Genomic DNA, 20,353 nt, shown 5'->3' with positions numbered 1-20,353 from the left:
GCGCGATCGATCCGTCGCACAGGGCGGACGTCTCAGGGAGTTACGATGATGCAGCGTTTCACGAAGTCGATCGCCGCCGCCGCGGGCACCGCGATGCTGGTCCTGTCCACCGCCGCCGCCGCCGCGCCGGCCGCCAATCCGGCCGCGTCGCTGTCGGTCGCCAAGTCGTCGCGCGCCGCCGCGCCGTCGGCGAAGTCGAGCAAGATCGGTGCCTCGGTGCCCGGCACCACGCTCATCAGCATCGGCATCCTGGCCGCGCTGACCGCGGTCGTGCTGGTCGCGACGAAGGAAGACAGCGACAGCAATTGATTTTCCCGTTCGTGCTGAGGAGGCACTGAGCCGGTCGAAGTGCCGTCTCGAAGCACCCTTCGAGACGAGGCTTCGACAAGCTCAGCCTCTCCTCAGGGCGAACGGTCGGTTCAAGCCATCGTCAGCACGATCTTCCCCACATGGTCGCCCGCCTCCATCCGGCGGTGGGCGTCCGCGGCCTGCGCCAGCGGGAAGGTGCGGTCGATCACCGGCTTCAGCTTGCCCGACGCGGCATGCGGCCAGACGGTGCGCGCGATCTCGTCCGTCACCAGCGTCTTGAAGCCTGCATCGCGCGCGCGCAGCGTGGAGCCGGTCAGCGTCAGGCGGCGGCGCATGATGTCGAAGATCGGGATCGTCGCGGTGGCGCCGCCCTGTACCGCGATCGAGACATGTCGGCCGTCCTCGGCCAGGCACTTCAGGTTGCGGGGCACGTAATCGCCGCCGACCATGTCGAGCACCGCGGCGCAACCCTTGCCGCCGGTGATCTCCTTCACCCGCTCGACGAAATCCTCGGTGCGATAGTTGATCGCATGATCCGCGCCCAACCGCAGCGCCGCCGCCGCCTTCTCGTCCGATCCGACGGTGACGATGATCTCCAGCCCGAACAGATTGGCTAGCGTGATCGCGGTCGTGCCGATGCCGCTGGTGCCGCCATGGACCAGCACCGTGTCGCCCTCGACCGCGAAGGCGCGCTCGAACAGGTTGGTCCAGACGGTGTACAGCGTCTCGGGCAGCGCCGCCGCCTCGACCATCGACAGTGCGTCCGGGACCGGCAGGCACTGGCCGGCGGGCGCGACCGCATATTCGGCATAGGCGCCGCCCGCGACCAGCGCGCATACCTTCTGCCCCAGCAGCGCGGCGTCGACGTCGTCGCCCAGCGCCACGACCTCGCCCGCAAACTCCAGCCCCAGCGTGGAGGGCGCACCCGGCGGCGGCGGGTAGCCGCCCAGCCGCTGGAGCACGTCGGGACGATTGACCCCCGCGGCGGCGACGCGGACCAGCACCTCGCCCGCGGCCGGCGCGGGCACCGGGCGCTCGGCGGGCACCAGCACCTCCGGTCCGCCGGGCGCTTCGGGATCGATCGCCAGCATCGTCGAAGGGCGGTCGGTCATACGCAGGAAACCTCGTCGCAGCGGCGTTCGCGGGCCTTATTGACTTCGCTCGCCCGGCGGTCAACGCTGCGGCCCATGGACCTGGACGATATCCTGGGGCCACGCCCCGACGATCCGCTGCCCGCGCTGCTGCGCGAGGATCTCGATCGGCTCTCGGTCGCCGAACTGGAGGCGCGGATCGCAGCGCTGGAGGGCGAGATTGCCCGCAGTCGTGCCAAGATCGAAGGCGCCGTTAACCATCGCGCAAGCGCCGACGCGCTATTCAAGCGGTGAGCGCCGGCGTGCCTGACAGGTGCCTTCCACGCCACCTGCCGGCTCGCGCCGCCCCGCTTGATGCGCGGCCCCGCCGTCCCGACATAGGGTCAAAGGCCGCGTGTCGACACGCGTGCCGCCAGGAGTAAACGTCCCATGCCGTCATTCGCCAGCGCTCTGGAGACCACGCTGCACAAGGCGCTGGAGGCTGCGTCCTCGCGCCGTCACGAATATGCCACGCTCGAACATCTGCTGCTTGCGCTGATCGACGACGAACATGCCAGCCAGGTGATGTCGGCGTGCGGGGTGGAGCTGGGCGACCTGCGCACCACGGTCGCGCATTATCTCGATACGGAACTGGGCGCACTGAAGGTCGATGCCGCGACCGATCCCTCGCCCACCAGCGGGTTCCAGCGCGTGGTCCAGCGCGCGATCCTGCACGTCCAGTCGTCCGGCCGCGACGAGGTGACCGGCGCCAACGTGCTGGTCGCGCTGTTCAGCGAGCGCGAGAGCTATGCGGTCTATTTCCTCCAGCAGCAGGACATGAGCCGGCTGGATGCGGTGAGCTTCATCAGCCACGGCGTCGGCAAGGGCGCGGCCGCATCGGAGGCGCCCGCGGTCAAGGGGGCGGCCGAGGAGGAGAAGAAGGAGAAGCCGACGGACGGCAAGAAGGGCGAGAGCGCGCTGAAGCAGTTCACCGTCGACCTCAACGAGAAGGCGAAGGTCGGCAAGGTCGACCCGCTGATCGGGCGCATGGCGGAGGTGGACCGTACCGTCCAGATCCTGTGCCGCCGCTCCAAGAACAACCCGCTTTACGTGGGCGATCCCGGTGTCGGCAAGACCGCGATCGCCGAGGGGCTGGCGCGCAAGATCGTCGAGGGCGACGTGCCCGACGTGCTGAAGCCCGCGGTGATCTATTCGCTCGACATGGGCGCGCTGCTCGCCGGCACGCGCTATCGCGGCGATTTCGAGGAGCGGCTGAAGGCAGTGGTCAACGAGCTGGAGAAGCTGCCGCATGCGGTGCTCTTCATCGACGAGATCCATACCGTGATCGGTGCGGGTGCCACCAGCGGTGGTGCTATGGACGCATCCAACCTGCTCAAGCCCGCGCTGTCGGGGGGCACGATCCGCTGCATCGGCTCGACCACGTACAAGGAATTCCGCAACCATTTCGAGAAGGATCGTGCGCTGTTGCGCCGGTTCCAGAAGATCGACGTCAACGAGCCGTCGATCGAGGATACGATCAAGATCCTGGCCGGCCTGCGTTCCGCGTTCGAGGAGCATCACTCGGTCAAGTACACGCCCGACGCGATCAAGTCGGCGGTGGAGCTCAGTGCGCGCTACATCAACGACCGCAAGCTGCCCGACAAGGCGATCGACGTGATCGACGAAGTGGGCGCGATGCAGATGCTGGTGGCGCCCAGCAAGCGCAAGAAGACGATCACCACCAAGGAGATCGAGCAGGTCATCGCGACCATGGCGCGCATCCCGCCGAAAAGCGTGTCGACCGACGACAAGAAGCAGCTGGAAACGCTGGAAACCGACCTGAAGCGTGTCGTCTTCGGGCAGAATGCGGCGATCGAGAAGCTGGCGTCGGCGATCAAGCTGGCGCGCGCCGGATTGCGCGAGCCGGAGAAGCCGATCGGCAACTATCTGTTCACCGGCCCCACCGGCGTCGGCAAGACGGAGGTCGCCAAGCAGCTGTCGACGATTCTGGGCATCCCGCTCCAGCGGTTCGACATGTCCGAATATATGGAGCGCCACTCGGTCAGCCGGCTGATCGGTGCCCCCCCGGGCTATGTCGGGTTCGACCAGGGCGGCCTGCTGACCGATGCGGTCGACCAGAACCCGCATTGCGTGCTGCTGCTGGACGAGATCGAGAAGGCGCACCCGGACCTGTTCAACATCCTGTTGCAGGTGATGGACAATGGGCGTCTGACCGACCAGCACGGCAAGACGGTCGATTTCCGCAACGTCATCCTGATCATGACGACCAATGCGGGCGCCGCCGACATGGCGCGCGAGACGATCGGCTTCGGCGCGCTGACCCGCGAGGGTGAGGACGAGCAGGCGGTGCAGAAGATGTTCTCGCCGGAGTTCCGCAACCGCCTCGATGCGATCGTGCCGTTCGGCTATCTGCCGCCGGAGGTCGTCGCGCGTGTGGTCGACAAGTTCATCCTCCAGCTGGAGCTGCAACTCGCCGACCGCGACGTCCACATCAAGCTGGACGACGAATCGAAGGCGTGGCTGACCGAGAAGGGCTATGACAAGCTCTACGGTGCGCGCCCGATGGGCCGGCTGATCCAGGAGAAGATCAAGCAGCCGCTCGCCGAGGAACTGCTGTTCGGCAAGCTGGTCCATGGCGGCGAGGTGACGGTGAAGATGAAGGACGGCGCGCTCGCCTTCGCGATCGAGCCGGCCGCGCCGAAGAAGCCGGGCAAGAAGAAGGGCGGCAAGGCCGCGCCGGTCGAGGCCGGCTGACGCACGCCATCGCGTGACAGGAGCGACGGGCCGGGTGGCGACACCCGGCCCGTTTCCTTGTGCGGCGGGGATCGACGACCGCACAAAGCGCCGACGGTGTTGCTTGTGTTAACCCTCTCTTTGCGGAGCCGGGCTACAGCGGGTCATGGTTCGGGGTATGGCGGCACGACTGGTGACGGCGCTGGGGGCGTTGCTCGCGTTCGTGATGATGGCGCCCGTGGCGCAGGCGAACGCTGGCATGCCGCTGGCCACCTGCATCCGCGCGGCACACGCCGGCGAAAGCGCCGCCGCCATGCTGGCGCACCCCGATGGATTCGATTGCACCACGAAGCAGCGGCGCTGGGGCGCGGGCGATTTCTGGGTCCTGTCGCAGCCGCTGCCGGCGACGCAGGCGACGCTGGTCCGCTCGGTCAGCCTGTACCAGCAATCGGCCACGATCCATGTTCTATATGCCGATGGCGCGATCCGCCGGGTGGCCTTCGACCATCGCGACGCCTGGCGCCACCTGAAGCTGGGCGCGGTGTTCGAGGTGGCGATTCCCGCGCATGCCGCGCGTCCGGTGCGATTGCTGTGGCAGATCCGGGGAGCAGCCAACACGCGCGGCATCCTGCTCAGCCCGAACCTGGCCACACCGGCGCAATCGCAGCGGCACGAGGTCGGGCTCGCCGCGCTCTATGCCGCTTTCGCGGGCGTGTGCGCATCGCTGCTCATCTCCAACCTGGCGCTGTGGCGCTCGCTGCGCCAGCGCTTCCAGCCGCCCTATTGCGCGATGGTGGCGTGCCTGATGGTCTATGGCCTCAGCACGTCGGGCGTGCTCGGCCCGCTGCTGCGGATGGACAACAACCAGCGGCTGCTGCTCAACATGATGCTGCTGGCGACGACGCTCTTCTTGGCGATCGCCTTCGCGCGGTCGTTCTTCGGCCTTCCCGTCCTGTCGCGGCGGATGCGCTATGTCGCCGATGCGGTGATGGCCTATCTGCTGGCGATCTCGGCGACCTACGCACTGCTCATGCCATGGCATTCGGTGATCCTGGATCGGCTGGTGACGTTCGGCTTCGCCGCCGGGCTTTCGCTGACGGTGCCCGTCATATGGGGCGCGTGGCGCGCACGCCTGCCGTATGTTCGCACCTTTGCGCTCGCCTGGGGCGTGCCCGTCATGGTCGCGGGACTCAGGATCGGGCAGGCGTTGGGGTTGATCGGCTGGAGCTTCTGGGTCGACAATTCCACGCTGATCGCGATGGTGATGGAAGCGGTGACGAGCGCGATGGTGATCGCGTGGCGCATCAAGCTGATCTCGCAGGAGCGCGACGCGGCGCGCGAGAAGGAGTCGCTGGCGCTGCGGCTGGCGGATTGCGACCCGCTGACCGGATTGCTCAACCGGCGCGCGCTGCTCCGCGAGGTGCTGGCGAGCGGCAGCATGGCGCCGCGCTTGCTGATCCTGGTCGACATCGACCATTTCCGCCAGGTCAACGATGCGCTTGGGCACGACGGCGGGGACGAGGTGCTGCGCAACTTCGCCCGCACGCTCCAGGCCGCGGCACCGCCCGACGCGCTGGTCGCGCGGCTGGGCGGCGAGGAGTTCGCGGTCATCTCGCCATCGCAGACCACGATCCTGCCCGACCGGCTGCTGGATGCGATCCGCGGCACGCGTATGCCTTTCGACCTGCGCGTCACCGCCTCGCTGGGCAGCAGCATCGGTTATCTGGAGGACGAGAGCGACTGGACGCGGCTGTATCGCGAGGCCGATCGGGCGCTGTACGTTGCGAAAAACGCGGGACGCGACCGTGCCCGTTGGGCGCAGGCGGCGTGAATCCCCTGTTGTGTCGAGCCGCTTTGGCGTAAGGCGAGGCGGAAACCACGCCGGGACATCACGCCATGACGCCGACGCCGCCGGAACTTCGTCGCCGCCGCCTTGCGCTCGCGCTGCTGGCGTTGAGCATGCTGGCGATGTCCGACCTGCGCGACCGGCCGGTGATCGGCACGCTGTCGCTGTCGTTCGATCTCGACCGTGCGCCGCGCGTGGAGGCGGTGCTTACCCCGCCGCTCGCCACCGCCGCCGCGCTGCTGGCCGATGTCGCGGACCGCCTCATCCGGTAGCGCTTGCCGCGTGCGCGGCGCTTGCTTACAGCCGTGTCAATGACGCACGAGCATGACTGGCGCGAGGCCTATCGCCATCCGGTTCCCTGGGACCGGGCGCTTGCGCCGCGGTCGATGGCGGAGCTGTTCGACGAATCGACCCGCCGTTTCGCGACCCGTCCCGCGATCGAGTTCATGGGGCGACGCTACGATTATGCGGAGCTGGGGGACGGTGCGCGCCGCGTCGCGACCGGGCTGGCGCGGATGGGCTATGGCAAGGGGGACCGGATCGGATTGTTCCTGCCCAACGTGCCGCATTACCTCGCTGCCTATTTTGGCGCCTTGTGGCTGGGCGCGACGGTGGTCAATTTCTCGCCGCTCTATACCGTCGACGAGCTGTGCCACCAGGTCGAGGATTCGGGCACGCGGGTGCTGATCACGCTGTCGGCGAAGCAGCTGCTGCCCAATGCGCTGGCGGTGCTGGAGAAGAGCGGGCTGGAGCGCGTCGTCGTCGGCTCGGTCGCGGGTGCCTTGCCGCCGGCCAAGTCGCTGCTCTACCGCCTGTTCAAGCGGGCGGAGACGGCAGCCCGCCCGGCCGATGCCCGCGTCACCGCCTTTTCCGCGCTGATCGACAATGCCGGCGACCTGCCGTGCGCCGCGATCGACCCGCTGCGCGACGTCGCGCTGCTGCAATATACCGGCGGGACGACCGGCGTGCCCAAGGGTGCGATGTTGACCCAGGCCAATGTCGCCGCCAACGCGCGGCAGGTGGCGTGGCTGGATCCGCATCCCGATGCGACCGACCGCATTCTGGGCGTGCTGCCGCTGTTCCATGTCTTCGCCAATACCTGCGTGATGAACCGCACGATCGTGACGGGGGGCGAGATCGTGCTGCTGCCGCGCTTCGACGCCGGGCAGGCGCTGGCGACGATCGCGCGCACGCGCCCGACCGCGTTGCCGGGCGTGCCGACGATGTACCGGGCGCTGCTGGATCACCCGGCGCTGGCCACCACCGACCTGACGTCGCTGCGCACCTGCATCTCGGGCGGGGCGCCGCTGGCGGCGGAACTGAAGGAGCGGTGGGAGGCGGCGACCGCGTCGACGCTGGTCGAGGGCTATGGCCTGTCCGAATCGAGCGGGGTGCTGACGACCAATCCCTATGAGGGCCTGCAGAAGCCGGGGACGATAGGTCAGCCGCTGCCCGCCACCCGGCTGCGGCTGGTCGACAAGGAGGACGCCACCCGCGACGCGCCGGCCGGCGAACCCGGCGAGATCGTCGCCGCCGGGCCGCAGGTGATGGCGGGATATTGGAACCGCCCCGATGCGGACGCCACCACCTTCGTCACCGATGCCGACGGGCAGCGCTGGCTGCGCACCGGCGACGTCGGGACGATCGATGCCGACGGCTATGTCGCGATCGTCGACCGGTTGAAGGACATGATCGCGGTCGGCGGGTTCAAGGTCTTCCCCAGCCAGATCGAGGCGATCCTCTACCACCATCCCGCGGTGCGCGAGGCGCTGGTGATCGGCATGCCCGACCCGTATCGCGGCGAGGTGCCGCGGGCCTATGTCAGCCTGGGCGTGGAGGCGGAGGAGGACGGCGTCGCGATCCGCGACTGGTTGAACCCGCAACTGGGCAAGCACGAAAGGGTCGATGCGGTGGTGGTGCGCGATGCGTTGCCCAAGACGATGATCGGGAAGCTCAGCCGCAAGGACCTGATCGCGCAGGTGCAACAGGAAGCGGGCCACGCGCTTCCCTGACCTGCCCCATCCTTGACCGGCCCCGACCCGCGTCGCATAGCGCGGGGATGGAGCAGGATCTCGAAGAGCTGTCGTTCGAAGCCGGTCTGCGCGAGCTGGAGACGATCGTCGGCCGGCTGGAATCGGGCGATACCCCGCTGGAGGAGGCGATCCGGCTCTACGAACGCGGCAGCCTGCTGCGTCAGCGCTGTGCCGAGCGGCTCGACGCGGCGCAGGCGCGGATCGAGGCGATCCGGCTGGGACCGGACGGAAAGCCCGCGGGCGTCCAGCCGTTCGCCGCCGGATGAGCATCACCGCCGCCGCCAGTCCCGCGTTGAAGGCCGCGCTGAAGGAAGTCGCGGCGGAGATGGACCGCCGCTTCGACGCGCTGCTGAAGGTGCCCGACGATGCGCGCGCACCGCTGTACCGCGCGATGCGCCATGCCGCGATTGGTGGCGGCAAGCGGCTGCGCCCGTTGCTGGTCTTCGCCACGGCGCGGCTGTTCGACGTGTCGCGCGATGCCGCGGGGCGGGTGGCGACCGCGCTGGAGGCGATCCACGTCTATTCGCTGATCCATGACGATTTGCCCGCGATGGACGACGACGACCTGCGCCACGGCAAGGCCACCGTCCACAAGGCATTCGACGAGGCGACCGCGATCCTGGCGGGCGACTGCCTCCATGCGCTGGCGTTCGAGGTGCTGGCCGATCCCGCGACCCACGCCGACCCGTTCGTGCGCGCCGAGCTGATCGCCGATCTGGCGCGCGCGTCCGGCCCGTCCGGCATGGCGGGCGGACAGGCGATGGACCTGGCCGCGGACGGCGCGAAGTTCGACCTCGGCACCGTCACCCGCTTGCAGCAGATGAAAACCGGCGCGCTGATCGGCGCCGCGGTGGAGGCGGGTGCGATCCTGGGGCGCGTACCGCCCGACGGGCGGCGTCACCTGCGCGGCTATGCGCACGATCTAGGGCTGGCGTTCCAGATCGTCGACGACCTGCTGGATGTCGAGGGCGACGAGGCGCTGGCGGGCAAGAAGCTGCGCAAGGACGGCGAGCAGGGCAAGGAGACGTTCGTCTCGCTGCTGGGCGTCGAGCGGGCGCGCCAGCAGTCGCAGATGCTGGTCGATCAGGCGATCGACCACCTGCGCACCTATGGCCCGGAGGCCGATCTGCTGCGCGCGATCGCGCAGTTCGTCACCGACCGGCGCGGTTGAGAAGGGGATGACCACGGCATGACCACCAGGACCCGCATCGGCGTCTATCCCGGCACGTTCGACCCCGTCACGCTGGGGCATATGGACATCATCCGCCGCGGGGCGAAGCTGGTCGACCGGCTGGTCGTCGGCGTCACGACCAACGCCAGCAAGTCGCCGATGTTCTCGCTCGACGAGCGTATGGCGATGGTGCGGCGCGAGGTGGAGACGATCGGTGGCGAGATCCATGTCGTCTCGTTCGATTCGCTGCTGATGAACTTCGCCGAGCGCGAGGGCGCCAGCGTCATCGTCCGCGGGCTGCGCGCGGTCGCCGATTTCGAGTATGAATATCAGATGGCGGGGATGAACCAGCAGCTGAACGACCGCATCGAGACGGTCTTCCTGATGGCGGACGTCAGCCTGCAGCCGATCGCATCGAAACTGGTGAAGGAGATCGCGATCTTCGGCGGCGAGATCGCGAAATTCGTCAGCCCTGCGGTGCGCGACGATGTGGTGGCGCGGGTGGAGAAGATCGGACGGCGCGGCGATTGACGACGAACGCCGTGCCGCGGTGCCACGCACATTCCGTCACCCCCGGATCACGTCCGGGGTGACCGCCTCCATTCAGTTTGGCGCAAGCCCCGATTTGCTCTAGGAACGCCCGGTTCCACGCTCCTGCCGCGAAAGTCCCGATGCGTCCCTTCGCCTTGCTTGCCGCCATCGTCGCGGCCTTCGTTGCCACCCCCTCGCTGGCGCAGCAGGCCGCGCCGACGCCCGCGCCCGCCGCGATCGATAAGGACAATGTCTGGCTGCTCGACCTGTCGAGCGGTGGACGGGTCGAGATCCTGCTGCGTCCCGATGTCGCGCCCAAGATGGTGGAGCGCATCAAGACGCTGACCCGCCAGCATTTCTACGACGGGCTGGTGTTCCATCGCGTGATCGACGGCTTCATGGCGCAGGGCGGCGATCCGCGCGGCGACGGCAGCGGGGGCAGCACGCTTCCCGACCTGCCGGCCGAGTTCAACTACCTGCCCCATGTCCGCGGCGCGGTCGCGGCGGCGCGGGCGGAGAAGGAGGACAGCGCGAACAGCCAGTTCTACATCGTCTTCCAGCCGCGTCTCCAGCTCGATCGCAAATATACCGTCTTCGGTCGCGTGATGTCGGGGATGCCGGTGGTGGACGCGATCCAGCGCGGCGAACCGCCCGCGAACCCGACACGGATCGTCCACGCCTATATCGCGAGCGACAATCCGCCCGCTTTCGCGCCCGCGCCGCCGCCCACGCTGGCACCCGCGACGCTGCCCACGCTGCCGGGGACGAAGGCGCCCGCACCCGCCCGGAAGCGCGCGCCGAAGCGCTGACGCCGATGGACGTCGACCTTTTCGACTTCGCCCTGCCGGCGGAGCGGATCGCGCTGCGCCCCGCGTCGCCGCGCGACGCGGCGCGAATGCTGGTGGTGACGCCGGACGGCCTCGCTGACCGGCAGGTGTCGGACCTGCCGGCGCAGTTGCGGGCGGGCGATCTGCTGGTGTTCAACGACACGCGCGTCATCCCCGCGCAGCTGGAGGGAACGCGCGGCGATGCGCGGATCGGCGCGACGCTGCACAAGCGCGAAGGGCCACGCCGCTGGCGTGCGTTCGTCCGCAACGCGCGACGGCTACGCGACGGCGATTCGATCGATTTTGGCGCCGATGTAATCGGAATAGCGGCGGATCGCGGCGAGGACGGCAGCTGGGCGCTCGATTTCGCGGGCGATGAGCCGGTCGAATGGCTGCTGGAGCGCGCCGGCCGGATGCCGCTGCCGCCCTATATCGCGGGAAAGCGCGCTACCGACGCGCGGGATGCCGATGATTACCAGACGATGTTCGCCAGCGAACCCGGCGCGGTCGCGGCGCCCACCGCCGCACTCCATTTCACGCCCGCGTTGATCGCGGCGCTGGAGGCGGCGGGGATCGGCCATACGACGCTGACGCTGCACGTCGGCGCGGGCACCTTCCTGCCGGTCAAGGCGCAGGACACCGCGGACCACCGCATGCATGCCGAATGGGGCCGTATCGATGGAGCGACCGCCGACCGCCTGAACGCTACGCGTGCCGCGGGCGGGCGGGTGATCGCGGTCGGCACGACCTCGTTACGGCTGATCGAGAGTGCGACCGGCGAGGATCAGGTGGTGCGCCCGTTCGATGGCGACACCGCGATCTTCATCACGCCCGGCTATCGCTTTCGCGGCATCGACGGCCTGATGACCAACTTCCATTTGCCGCGCTCGACGCTGTTCATGCTGGTATCGGCGCTGATGGGGCTGGACGCGATGCAGGCGGCCTACGCGCATGCGATCGAGCGCGAATATCGCTTCTATTCCTATGGGGACGCGTCGCTGCTGCTGCCGTAGCGGCGCGTCCCCGGTCGCGTGTCAGCGGCTGCAGCCGCGCGGATTGTCGGCGCGGGCGACCGCATTGCCGGCCAGCGCGCCGGCGCCGGCGCCGATCACCGTGCCCAACGTGCGATCGCCGCGGCGGTCGATCGTCCGCCCCAGCAGACCGCCCGCGAGCGCGCCGACCAAAGTGCCGACGGTGCCGTCCTGGCAGCGGCGATAGCGATAGCGCGCGTCGCGGTCGTCGCCGCGGCGGTCGTATTCGGCATAGCGGGGGGCGCGGTTCCAGCCGTCGCGATACGCCTCGCGATAGGCGCGGTCGTGGTCGCGATAGCCATCGTCGTCATAGGCGCGCGCATCGTGGCGGTCGCCGTAATAATAATCCTGCGCCTGCGCTGCCACCGGGGCCAGTGCCGCCGTCGCCAGAGCGACCGAACCCAGACCGATCGAGACCTTCTTCAGCATCTTCTCGCTCCCACGACGCGATCCGCCAACAGGATCGCGATGGGAGTGACGTAGAAGCTGGCGGCTGAGCGCGTTCTGAATGCGCCCGTTATCGACCGTTCAGGCGCGCGTTCCGGCCAGTCGGCGTGCCTGCGCATAGAGCAGCGCGGCGATGCCCGCGAAGACCGCGACGCCCAGCAGCAGCGCGGGCGTGCCGTCACCGGCCACCAGCGCGAGCGGCGCATCGGTCCCCGCCTCATAGACGATGCCGGCGAAGATGACGTTCCACAGGCTTTCGCCCACGATCATGCCCGTCGCGGTCAGCACGCCCAGCCGCTTCGCTCCCTCCACGTCGGTGCGGCGGTCCGCCCAGCGGTCATAGACATGGCCGATGACCGATCCCGCCACGACGGTCAGCGTCGCCGCCATCGGCAGGTAGATGCCCAGCCCCACGCCCAGCGGGGGCAGCCGCATCCGCCCGGCGCGCCCCAGCGCCTCGTCCACCACGATCGCCAGCACGCCGACCGCGGCACCCCAGCCGATCATCGTCCAGTTGAGGTTGCCGCCCAGCACGCCCTGCGCCAGCGCGGAGATCAGCGCCGCCTGCGGTGCGGGCAGCGCGTTCGGCCCCGCGCCCGGCATGCCGGCGAAGCCGAAGGAGGTGTAGAGCAATTGCATCACCGGCGGCACCACCAGCGCGCCGAAGCCGACACCGATGACGAGCGCCACCTGCTGCTTCCACGGCGTCGCGCCGACCAGCTGCCCGGTCTTCAGGTCCTGAAGGTTGTCGTTGGAGATGGTGGCGATGCCGAAGACGATGCCGGTGACGATCAGCGCATAGGCGACCAGTGCCGAGGTTTGCGCCGGATCGCCCGCGGGGCGCCCGAACCAGCCGACCAGCATCAGCGAGGCGGCGATCACCGACAGGATGCCGATTCCGGACACCGGCGAGTTCGACGCGCCGATCAGCCCGGCCATATAGCCGCACACCGCCGCGATCACGAGGCCGATGACCAGCACGAACAGCAGGCTGGCCGCGATCAGCAGCAGCTCCGCACCCGCCAGCGGCCCGCCCGCGACGACGTGGTGAAGCAGGATCGCGATCGGCACCAGCATCGCCAGCGCGCCGCCCGCGACGATCGGGAAGGGCAGGTCGCGCTCCTCCAGCGCCACCGCCTCGCCGTGCGCGCGGCGGCTGCCGGCGAGCGAGGCGCGCAGCCCGCGCGCGACCGGGCCGGCGATGCGCAGCAGCGTCCAGATCGCCGCCACCCCGATCACGCCTGCGCCGAAGAAGCGCACGTCGTTGCGGAACACAATATTGGCCCATTGCGCGACATCGCCCGCCTGCGGCGAGGCGGCGGTCAGAATCGGCAGCACGATCCACCAGCCGACCGCGACGCCGGCCAGGATCGCCATCCCGGCCGACAGGCCGATCAGGTGCCCCGCACCCAGCAGCGCGAACGACAGGCCACCGACCACCCCGGTCGCGCCGCCGCCGATGCGGAAGAAGGTGGCGGCTTCCGCCGCGACCAGCCGGGTTTGCGTCAGGATCGCGAAGCCGGCCGAGGCGAGCGTGCTGGTGACGATCGCGCGCATCCCGCGCGCGCTGTCGGCGCCGCCGTGGCGGCTTTCCTCGCCCACCTTCAGCACCTCGGCAGCGGCGCGGCCTTCGGGATAGGGGAGGTCGGTGTCGACCACCAGCGCGCGGCGCAGCGGGACCGAGAACATCACCCCCAAGACGCCGCCGGTCGCGGTGATCGCGGCGGTGGTGACGAAGGGGAAGCCCTGCCAATAGCCGACCATGACGAGGCCCGGCAGGACGAAGATGATTGCCGCCAGCGTGCCCGCCGCGGACGCGACCGTCTGGACGATGTTGTTTTCCAGGATCGAGGAGCCGCGAAAGGCGCGCAGCACCGCCATGGAAATGACCGCCGCGGGGATCGAAGTGGCGAAGGTCAGCCCGATCTTGAGCCCCAGATAGACGTTGGCGGCGGTGAACAGCAACGTGATCGCGCCGCCCAGCAGGATGCCGCGCAGTGTCAGCTCGGCAGGGGAGGCGGACGGCACGGGCGGCGTGGCATCGGGACGGGACATGCCGGCAGCGTGGCACAGTTGCGGCCGGGCGGAAAGCGGCCGGCGCGACCGGCGGAGACTGTAAAGCGTGATGACTGGACCGGGGGGAGCGGGTCCGGCGCCGCTCACCCCGTCTGGCCGCGAATGCCGGTCCTACCGGCGACATCCCATCCTGCGCGCTGATCTGTTTTCGGGTGCGAGCCCACAGGCAATAGCCTAGCGCGAGGCCAAAAAAAAGGCCGGGCAAGGCCCGGCCGAAAAGTTTTTAGGAGAGGATGCCTGAAAGGCACAGTCCTTGTGCATCGCAGCACGTTTTTGTGCAAGTGCAATCTGCTTGCTGCGTAATTGCAAAAGCTGCAATCGTTTCACATCGGGCCGTCTCGACAGTCCGGCGCGAACCGCCTAGGCGGACGCCCTGGGCTTGGAGGCGGGCATGGCGGACGCGTTGCGGGTGGCATTGGCGGGACTGGGGACGGTCGGGGGCGGCGTGATCCGCGTCCTGGACGCCAATCGTGATCTTATCGCCCGCCGCGCCGGACGCCCGATCGAGGTGGTGGCGATTTCCGCACGCGATCGCGCCAAGGATCGCGGCATCGATCTGTCGCGCTTCGACTGGATCGACGACACTGCGGCAATGGCCGATGTCGATGCCGATGTGATGGTGGAACTGATCGGCGGCTCCGACGGGCCGGCGCTGGCGCTGGCGCGGCGCACGCTGGCCGCGGGCAAGGGGCTGGTCACCGCGAACAAGGCGCTGCTGGCGCACCACGGGCTGGAACTGGCGCGAGCGGCGGAGACGAACGGCGCCGCGCTGAAGTTCGAGGCCGCGGTCGCGGGCGGCATCCCGGTCATCAAGGGCTTGCGTGACGGGGCGGCGGCGAACGTGATCGCGCGCGTCTATGGCATCCTGAACGGAACGTGCAATTTCATCCTGTCCAAGATGGAGGCGGAGGGCCGCGACTTCGCGGAGGTGCTGGCGGAGGCGCAGGCGCTGGGCTTCGCGGAGGCGGATCCGTCGTTCGACATCGACGGCGTGGATGCGGCGCACAAATTGTCGATCCTCGCCAGCATCGCGTTCGGCACCGCGCCCGCGTTCGGCGAGGTCGCGATCGCTGGCATCCGGCACGTGTTGGCGGCGGATATCGCGGAGGCGGCGGCGCTCGGCTATCGCATCCGCCTGATCGGCGTGGGCGAAATGGGCGCGGACGGGCTGCTGCAACGCGTCCGCGCGCATCTCGTCCCCGCCGCGCATCCGCTGGCGCATGTCACCAGTGCCACCAATGCGGTGGTGGCGGAGGGCGATTTCGTCGGCCGGCTGCTGTTCCAGGGCGCCGGCGCGGGCGAGGGGCCGACCGCGAGCGCGGTGGTCGCCGACCTGATCGATATCGCGCGCGGCGAATTCGGTGCGCCTTATGCGATGCCCGCCGACGCACTGACTCAGGCGACCCGCGCGGACGGCGGCGAGCGGCGCGGCCGTGCCTATCTGCGCTTCGCGGTGCCCGACCGCGTCGGTGTGCTGGCGGAACTGGCCGCGGCGATGCGCGATGCGGGGGTGTCGATCGAGAGCCTGATCCAGCGCGGCGCGCAGGCGGACGGCCATGTGCTGGTCGTGATCGTCACCCACGACGGACCGGAACGCTGCGTGGCCGCGGCGCTGGAGCGGCTGCGCGGATCGCAGAGCGTGATCGGCGAGCCGATGTGGATGCCGATCCTGGCGTGACGCTGCTCCGGCGCTGGGGTCGATCGACATTCAGCTTTTGTGGCGAGAGAGTCGTTCACGTCCCTCTTCGTCATCCCCGCGAAGGCGGGGATCCATTGACGCTGCCGTGGCGGATTGAGCCGCATCACCTGCGTGTATGGATTCCCGCCTTCGCGGGAATGACGGAGCGGAGGAGGAAAGCGCTGAATGTCGATCCGGCCTAGGGTAGAACTCGGCCCGTCGGCGGCGTGTCGTCGAGCGGGATCGGGATGCGATTGCTCTTGTCGGGCTTGCGGCGGAACAGTTTCCCCGCACCCTTGCCCGCATCCACGATCAGCCGCCCCGTGCTGGTGCCCTCGCCCGGATCCTCGCAGCAGCTGCCGGGCGCCACCAGCTTCTGCACGCCGCGAATCAGCGCGGTGCCCATGCCCAGCACGTCGACGCCGACCTGACAGCCGCCGGTCAGCGAGGCGCAAGGCGACGCCTCCGCCGCCAGCGCACCGGTGCCGGTCCTCGCGCGGTTGACCGGGACAGGACGCGGCGACACCGCCTCGTTGGGCAGGGGAAGCGCCTGTTCGGGCAGCGGATCGGCGCACACCACGATCTCGTCCGGCGCCTTGCCGCGCGTGCAGGGCTGAACTGCGACCGGCGCCAGGATCGAGAACCGCTCCGGCGCCCGCGCGGCCGGGGCCGCCTGCAACAGGATCGCCGCCCAGATCATGCGGCCAACCTGCGCGTGGGGCAGCGCGGCGTCAATGCCGGCGCTAGGGCTTCAGCGCCACGTCGTCGCGATCGTCCAGATCACCGTCTTCCGCGACCGCATCGTCGTCGAAATCCTCCTGCATCTCGTCCTCCGCGACGTCGGAATCGTCCTGCTCGACGCTGCCGTCGGTCTGGCCGACCTCGCCATCGGTCAAGTCCAGTTCGTCCTCGTCCTCCGCATCGTCGTCCTCGCCGACGTCGGGATCGAGATCGACGATGATCGTGCCGTCGCTGGGGCCGTCGCGCGTCGCCTCCAGGATCTCCGCACGCTGGCTCTCGTCATAGCCATCCTCGTCATAGCCGTCGTCGCCGGAACCCTGGCCATGGATATGCTGACCGCCCATGATGAACCTCCTGCTGGGTGGGCGGGGAACGGCAGACCGCGGCGCGCGGTTCCGCCGCCCCGCTAGCATGACGCACGCGAAACGCCTATCTGTCGGAGAACATTCGACAGGATTGCACGATGCTCGACACCCCCGCCGCCCAGGTTCCGACGCTGAGCCTGACCGATCAGGATCGCGATCCCGATGCGTTCGCCGCTGCGCTGGGTGGCTCGTTCGAACGGTTCGGCTTCGCGATCGTCGCCGATCATGGCGTGCCGCAGCCGCTGATCGCGCGCGCCTGGCGCGAGACGGAGGCGCTGTTCGCGCTGCCCGAGGCGGAGAAGCGCGGCTATCACGTCGCCGGGGGCGGCGGTGCGCGCGGCTACACCCCGTTCAAGACTGAGATCGCGAAGGATGCGCGCCACGTCGACCTCAAGGAATTCTGGCACGTCGGGCGCGAACTGCCCGCGGGGCATCGCTTCGCCGACGAGATGGCGGCCAACATCTGGCCGGCACGGCCGGAAGGCTTCAAGGACACGTTCGTCGAACTGTTCGCCGCGTTCGACCGCGCCGGCGACCGGCTGCTGTCCGCGATCGCACGGCATCTGGGGCTGACGCCCGACTGGTTCGATCATGCCGTGAAGGACGGCAATTCGGTGCTGCGGCTGCTGCACTATCCGCCGATCCCGGCGGACGCGGAGGGCGTGCGGGCGGGCGCGCACGAGGACATCAACCTCATCACGCTGTTGTTGGGGGCGGAGGAGGCTGGGCTGGAACTGCTCGACCGCGCGACCGGGCAATGGCTGGCGGTGAAGCCGCCGGAGGGCGCGATGGTCGTCAATGTCGGGGACATGCTGCAACGGCTGACCAACCACGTCCTGCCGTCGACCACCCACCGCGTCGTCAACCCGCCGCCTGAGCGGCGCGGGCATTCGCGCTATTCGATGCCCTTCTTCCTCCACCCCGCACCCGATTTCCTGATCGAGACGCTGCCGCAGACGGTCACCGCGGAGAACCCCGACCGCTATCCGCAGCCGATCACCGCCAACGGTTATCTGCGCGAGCGGCTGGTGGAGATCGGGCTGATCAAGCCCTGACGTGCGGATGGCGTGCATGACCGGCATGCCCGGCTGAACCTCAGGTGATCCGGTCCGGCACCTCCGCCGCATCGGCCGCGATCGCGCTGTCGGGGGCCATCGCCTCCCAGGGGAAGACGAACCAGTCCTTGGTCACGTCGCGATCGATCGTGCGCGCGGCATAGTCGACGCGCTGGTGCGAGCGGACATTGTCGATCAGCGTGGCGAAGCGCACCGCCCCTGACGGCGCCTCTTCAAGCGCCATCATCGCGCGCAGATGGCCGATCGTGCGGCCGCTGTCGTTGATATCGTCGACGAACAGCAGCCGCTCGCCGGCGCGGGTGCGCGCGGCCAGCCTGGCGATGGCGTCCGCGGCCAGTTCCTCCGATTGCGACGAATAGTCGACCGACCGCATCGGCCACCCCGTCGCGTGGCTGAGATACACCGCCGGGATCAGCCCGCCGCGACCGATGCCGATGATATGCGTCGGCATCCAGTCGTCGGCCCGGAGCGCGCCGGCAAGCGTGCGGATGAGCGCGACGATGTCGGCATGCGGGATGGCGGTGAAGATCGGCATCGGGGCGGCCTAGCAAGTGGCGCTACCGTCGTCATCTTCGGCATAGATTCGGCGAAGGCCGGGGAGAGGGTAGCGCGCTATCGCCGCAGCAGCCCGCCCAGCACCCCGCGCATCACCTGCCCCAGCAGCCCGCCGCCGCTCCTGCCGCGGCCGGAGCCCAGCACCGCCTTGGTCACCTCGTTCGCGACGCTGCGCCCGATCGCGGAGGAGGCGGAGCGGCTGGCGGAGGTGAGCGCCTTGTTCCACGGGTTGTTCGCCGCCTCGCGCTCGGCGGCGCGGCGTGCGCGCTCGTCCTCGCGCGCCTGGCGATCGGCGTCGCGTTGCGCGGCGACGTGCGTGCGCTCGGCATCCTTCGCGGCCTTCGCCTGCTCCTTCGCGGCGAGCGCCGCCGCCTTCTCCGCATCGTCCTTCGCGCGGGCGGCGGCGAGCGCGGCGGCGGCCTCCTGCGTCTTGGCGGCGAGCAGCTCCTCCGCCGATTCGCGGTCGACGACGGTGTCGTATTTCGCGCCGATGCGGTCGGTCTGGATCAGCACGCGGCGCTCGTCGGGCGTCACCGGGCCAACGCGGCTGGCAGGCGGTGCGATCAGCGTGCGTTCGACCGGCGCTGGCGCGCCATCGGGCTGAAGCAGCGACACCAGCGCCTCGCCCGTCTTCAGCTCGGTGATCGCGCTGGCGACGTCGACCGCCGGGTTGGCGCGAAACGTTTCCGCCGCGGCGCGCACCGCTTTCTGGTCGCGCGGGGTGAAGGCGTTCAGCTTGTGCTGGATGCGGTTGCCCAGTTGGCCGGCGACCTTGTCGGGGATGTCGATCGGGTTCTGCGTGATGAAATAGACGCCCACCCCCTTGGAGCGGATCAGGCGGACGACCTGCTCTACCTTCTCCATCAGCGCGTCCGGCGCATCGTCGAACAGCAGATGCGCTTCGTCGAAGAAGAAGCACAGCGTCGGCTTCTCCGGGTCGCCGACCTCGGGCAGATGCTCGAACAGTTCCGACAGCAGCCACAGCAGGAAGGTGGCGTAGAGCTTGGGCGCGGCCATCAATTTGTCCGCGGCCAGCACGTTGACGATGCCACGGCCGCGGTCGTCGGTGCCGAGGAAATCGTCCAGCTCCAGCGCCGGCTCGCCGAAGAAATTGGCCGCACCCTGCGAGCGCAGCTGGAGCAAGGCGCGCTGGATCGCGCCGATCGACTGCTTCGACACATTGCCGTAGCTGGTGGTCAGCTCCTCGGCCCGCTCCGCGCAATGCGCCAGCATCGCCTGGAGATCGTCGAGATCGATCAGCAACAGCCCTTCGGCATCGGCGACGTGGAAGGCGATGGTCAGCACGCCCTCCTGCACCTCGTTCAGCCCCATCAGCCGGGCGAGCAGCAGCGGCCCCATCTCGCTGACGGTGGTGCGGACGGGATGGCCCTGTTCGCCGTACAGGTCCCAGAATTGTACCGGCGTATCCGCATAATGCCAGTCGGTGTCGCCGATGTCCGCGGCGCGCGCGGCGAAGGCGGCATGGGTCTTGGCGGCGGGCGAGCCGGCGAGCGCGAGGCCGGAGAGGTCGCCCTTCACATCGGCGACGAAACAGGCGACGCCGGCGGCGGAGAAGCCCTCCACCACGCCTTGCAGCGTCACCGTCTTGCCGGTGCCGGTCGCGCCCGCGATCAGTCCGTGGCGATTGGCGCGGCGCAGGTTGAGATGCTGCGGTGCCGTGCCACCGGGACCTGCGCCGATGAAGATGCCGTCGTCGCTCATGCCCGCTCCTCCACGATTGGGGGGAGCTTAACTTGACTTATCGGCAACGTCATCCCGAACCCACGTCGTCATGCCGGGCTTGTCCCGGCATCCAGGGTTCCGCAAGCCTCGCCAGCATTGG

At 69.2% G+C, this 20,353-nt stretch carries 20 protein-coding genes; 13 read left to right on the top strand and 7 right to left on the bottom strand.

The window, feature by feature from the left end; translation table 11 throughout:
* The first annotated feature begins 45 nt into the window (after positions 1–45).
* Entirely contained in the window at positions 46–309 is a 264-nt protein-coding gene (locus PGN14_RS10495) for a hypothetical protein (RefSeq protein WP_335299462.1), read from the top strand.
* 110 nt (positions 310–419) lie between these two features.
* Here the strand turns inward: PGN14_RS10495 and PGN14_RS10490 are convergent, their stop codons facing one another.
* Positions 420–1,421, bottom strand: a complete 1,002-nt coding sequence (locus PGN14_RS10490; protein WP_335299461.1) for an NAD(P)H-quinone oxidoreductase — start codon at positions 1,419–1,421, stop codon at positions 420–422.
* 75 nt (positions 1,422–1,496) lie between these two features.
* Between PGN14_RS10490 and PGN14_RS10485 the strand changes: the two genes are divergently transcribed.
* The 10 genes from PGN14_RS10485 (at position 1,497) to queA (ending at position 11,554) form a co-directional block, all read left to right on the top strand.
* Complete coding sequence (locus PGN14_RS10485) at positions 1,497–1,694, top strand: DUF1192 domain-containing protein (protein ID WP_335299460.1); 198 nt, start codon at positions 1,497–1,499, stop codon at positions 1,692–1,694.
* Between the two features lie 135 nt (positions 1,695–1,829).
* Complete coding sequence (gene clpA, locus PGN14_RS10480; protein ID WP_335299459.1) at positions 1,830–4,154, top strand: ATP-dependent Clp protease ATP-binding subunit ClpA; 2,325 nt, start codon at positions 1,830–1,832, stop codon at positions 4,152–4,154.
* Between the two features lie 157 nt (positions 4,155–4,311).
* Positions 4,312–5,964, top strand: a complete 1,653-nt coding sequence (locus tag PGN14_RS10475; RefSeq protein ID WP_335299458.1) for a GGDEF domain-containing protein — start codon at positions 4,312–4,314, stop codon at positions 5,962–5,964.
* A gap of 65 nt (positions 5,965–6,029) precedes the next feature.
* Positions 6,030–6,251: a hypothetical protein gene (locus tag PGN14_RS10470; protein WP_335299457.1), complete on the top strand. Its 222-nt coding sequence runs from the start codon at positions 6,030–6,032 to the stop codon at positions 6,249–6,251.
* Between the two features lie 39 nt (positions 6,252–6,290).
* Entirely contained in the window at positions 6,291–7,991 is a 1,701-nt protein-coding gene (locus PGN14_RS10465) for a long-chain-fatty-acid--CoA ligase (protein ID WP_335299456.1), read from the top strand.
* 47 nt (positions 7,992–8,038) lie between these two features.
* Entirely contained in the window at positions 8,039–8,278 is a 240-nt protein-coding gene (locus tag PGN14_RS10460; RefSeq protein WP_335299455.1) for an exodeoxyribonuclease VII small subunit, read from the top strand.
* Positions 8,275–9,183 (top strand): polyprenyl synthetase family protein, encoded by a 909-nt coding sequence (locus PGN14_RS10455; RefSeq protein ID WP_335299454.1) that lies wholly within the window; start codon positions 8,275–8,277, stop codon positions 9,181–9,183. Before PGN14_RS10460 ends, PGN14_RS10455 begins: the two co-directional genes overlap by 4 nt.
* 18 nt (positions 9,184–9,201) lie before the next feature.
* Positions 9,202–9,714, top strand: a complete 513-nt coding sequence (gene coaD / locus PGN14_RS10450) for a pantetheine-phosphate adenylyltransferase (RefSeq protein WP_335299453.1) — start codon at positions 9,202–9,204, stop codon at positions 9,712–9,714.
* 140 nt (positions 9,715–9,854) lie between these two features.
* Positions 9,855–10,523: a peptidylprolyl isomerase gene (locus PGN14_RS10445; RefSeq protein ID WP_335299452.1), complete on the top strand. Its 669-nt coding sequence runs from the start codon at positions 9,855–9,857 to the stop codon at positions 10,521–10,523.
* A 5-nt stretch (positions 10,524–10,528) separates the two neighbouring features.
* Complete coding sequence (queA, locus tag PGN14_RS10440; protein WP_335299451.1) at positions 10,529–11,554, top strand: tRNA preQ1(34) S-adenosylmethionine ribosyltransferase-isomerase QueA; 1,026 nt, start codon at positions 10,529–10,531, stop codon at positions 11,552–11,554.
* A 21-nt stretch (positions 11,555–11,575) separates the two neighbouring features.
* Here queA and PGN14_RS10435 read toward each other — a convergent pair whose 3' ends face one another.
* Together PGN14_RS10435 and PGN14_RS10430 are read right to left on the bottom strand one after the other, a co-directional pair.
* Positions 11,576–12,001, bottom strand: a complete 426-nt coding sequence (locus PGN14_RS10435; protein WP_335299450.1) for a glycine zipper 2TM domain-containing protein — start codon at positions 11,999–12,001, stop codon at positions 11,576–11,578.
* A 99-nt stretch (positions 12,002–12,100) separates the two neighbouring features.
* Positions 12,101–14,074, bottom strand: a complete 1,974-nt coding sequence (locus tag PGN14_RS10430; RefSeq protein WP_335299449.1) for an OPT family oligopeptide transporter — start codon at positions 14,072–14,074, stop codon at positions 12,101–12,103.
* A 412-nt stretch (positions 14,075–14,486) separates the two neighbouring features.
* Here PGN14_RS10430 and PGN14_RS10425 point away from each other — a divergent pair, with 412 nt between their 5' ends.
* Positions 14,487–15,773 (top strand): homoserine dehydrogenase, encoded by a 1,287-nt coding sequence (locus PGN14_RS10425; protein ID WP_335299448.1) that lies wholly within the window; start codon positions 14,487–14,489, stop codon positions 15,771–15,773.
* Positions 15,774–15,972: 199 nt separating this feature from the next.
* Here PGN14_RS10425 and PGN14_RS10420 read toward each other — a convergent pair whose 3' ends face one another.
* Positions 15,973–16,473, bottom strand: a complete 501-nt coding sequence (locus tag PGN14_RS10420; RefSeq protein WP_335299447.1) for a hypothetical protein — start codon at positions 16,471–16,473, stop codon at positions 15,973–15,975.
* A gap of 43 nt (positions 16,474–16,516) precedes the next feature.
* Positions 16,517–16,858 carry a DNA primase gene (locus PGN14_RS10415; RefSeq protein ID WP_335299446.1) on the bottom strand — a complete coding sequence of 114 codons (342 nt, stop codon included), beginning with the start codon at positions 16,856–16,858 and terminating at the stop codon, positions 16,517–16,519.
* 119 nt (positions 16,859–16,977) lie between these two features.
* Here PGN14_RS10415 and PGN14_RS10410 point away from each other — a divergent pair, with 119 nt between their 5' ends.
* Positions 16,978–17,934: an isopenicillin N synthase family dioxygenase gene (locus tag PGN14_RS10410; protein WP_335299445.1), complete on the top strand. Its 957-nt coding sequence runs from the start codon at positions 16,978–16,980 to the stop codon at positions 17,932–17,934.
* A gap of 40 nt (positions 17,935–17,974) precedes the next feature.
* Here PGN14_RS10410 and PGN14_RS10405 read toward each other — a convergent pair whose 3' ends face one another.
* Positions 17,975–18,490, bottom strand: coding sequence for a phosphoribosyltransferase family protein (locus PGN14_RS10405; RefSeq protein ID WP_335299444.1), 516 nt, complete (start codon positions 18,488–18,490; stop codon positions 17,975–17,977).
* A 77-nt stretch (positions 18,491–18,567) separates the two neighbouring features.
* Positions 18,568–20,232 carry a helicase HerA-like domain-containing protein gene (locus tag PGN14_RS10400; protein WP_335299443.1) on the bottom strand — a complete coding sequence of 555 codons (1,665 nt, stop codon included), beginning with the start codon at positions 20,230–20,232 and terminating at the stop codon, positions 18,568–18,570.
* Positions 20,233–20,353 lie beyond the last annotated feature (121 nt).

The organism is Sphingomonas adhaesiva (assembly GCF_036946305.1).
GTDB lineage: Bacteria > Pseudomonadota > Alphaproteobacteria > Sphingomonadales > Sphingomonadaceae > Sphingomonas > Sphingomonas adhaesiva_B.
The sequence above is the reverse complement of the archived record's forward strand: the minus strand, read 5'-3'. Positions and strand labels throughout refer to the sequence as shown.

Excerpts from the sequence above, each read along its gene's own strand:
- PGN14_RS10485 (WP_335299460.1), top strand. The coding sequence starts at position 1,497 with ATGGACCTGGACGATATCCTGGGGCCACGCCCCGACGATCCGCTGCCC.
- PGN14_RS10405 (WP_335299444.1), bottom strand. The coding sequence starts at position 18,490 with ATGCCGATCTTCACCGCCATCCCGCATGCCGACATCGTCGCGCTCATC.
- coaD (WP_335299453.1), top strand. The coding sequence starts at position 9,202 with ATGACCACCAGGACCCGCATCGGCGTCTATCCCGGCACGTTCGACCCC.
- PGN14_RS10445 (WP_335299452.1), top strand. The coding sequence starts at position 9,855 with ATGCGTCCCTTCGCCTTGCTTGCCGCCATCGTCGCGGCCTTCGTTGCC.
- PGN14_RS10470 (WP_335299457.1), top strand. The coding sequence starts at position 6,030 with ATGACGCCGACGCCGCCGGAACTTCGTCGCCGCCGCCTTGCGCTCGCG.
- PGN14_RS10495 (WP_335299462.1), top strand. The coding sequence starts at position 46 with ATGATGCAGCGTTTCACGAAGTCGATCGCCGCCGCCGCGGGCACCGCG.
- queA (WP_335299451.1), top strand. The coding sequence starts at position 10,529 with ATGGACGTCGACCTTTTCGACTTCGCCCTGCCGGCGGAGCGGATCGCG.
- PGN14_RS10455 (WP_335299454.1), top strand. The coding sequence starts at position 8,275 with ATGAGCATCACCGCCGCCGCCAGTCCCGCGTTGAAGGCCGCGCTGAAG.
- PGN14_RS10425 (WP_335299448.1), top strand. The coding sequence starts at position 14,487 with ATGGCGGACGCGTTGCGGGTGGCATTGGCGGGACTGGGGACGGTCGGG.
- PGN14_RS10465 (WP_335299456.1), top strand. The coding sequence starts at position 6,291 with ATGACGCACGAGCATGACTGGCGCGAGGCCTATCGCCATCCGGTTCCC.
- PGN14_RS10435 (WP_335299450.1), bottom strand. The coding sequence starts at position 12,001 with ATGCTGAAGAAGGTCTCGATCGGTCTGGGTTCGGTCGCTCTGGCGACG.
- PGN14_RS10430 (WP_335299449.1), bottom strand. The coding sequence starts at position 14,074 with ATGTCCCGTCCCGATGCCACGCCGCCCGTGCCGTCCGCCTCCCCTGCC.
- PGN14_RS10490 (WP_335299461.1), bottom strand. The coding sequence starts at position 1,421 with ATGACCGACCGCCCTTCGACGATGCTGGCGATCGATCCCGAAGCGCCC.
- PGN14_RS10460 (WP_335299455.1), top strand. The coding sequence starts at position 8,039 with ATGGAGCAGGATCTCGAAGAGCTGTCGTTCGAAGCCGGTCTGCGCGAG.
- clpA (WP_335299459.1), top strand. The coding sequence starts at position 1,830 with ATGCCGTCATTCGCCAGCGCTCTGGAGACCACGCTGCACAAGGCGCTG.
- PGN14_RS10415 (WP_335299446.1), bottom strand. The coding sequence starts at position 16,858 with ATGGGCGGTCAGCATATCCATGGCCAGGGTTCCGGCGACGACGGCTAT.
- PGN14_RS10410 (WP_335299445.1), top strand. The coding sequence starts at position 16,978 with ATGCTCGACACCCCCGCCGCCCAGGTTCCGACGCTGAGCCTGACCGAT.
- PGN14_RS10475 (WP_335299458.1), top strand. The coding sequence starts at position 4,312 with ATGGCGGCACGACTGGTGACGGCGCTGGGGGCGTTGCTCGCGTTCGTG.
- PGN14_RS10400 (WP_335299443.1), bottom strand. The coding sequence starts at position 20,232 with ATGAGCGACGACGGCATCTTCATCGGCGCAGGTCCCGGTGGCACGGCA.
- PGN14_RS10420 (WP_335299447.1), bottom strand. The coding sequence starts at position 16,473 with ATGATCTGGGCGGCGATCCTGTTGCAGGCGGCCCCGGCCGCGCGGGCG.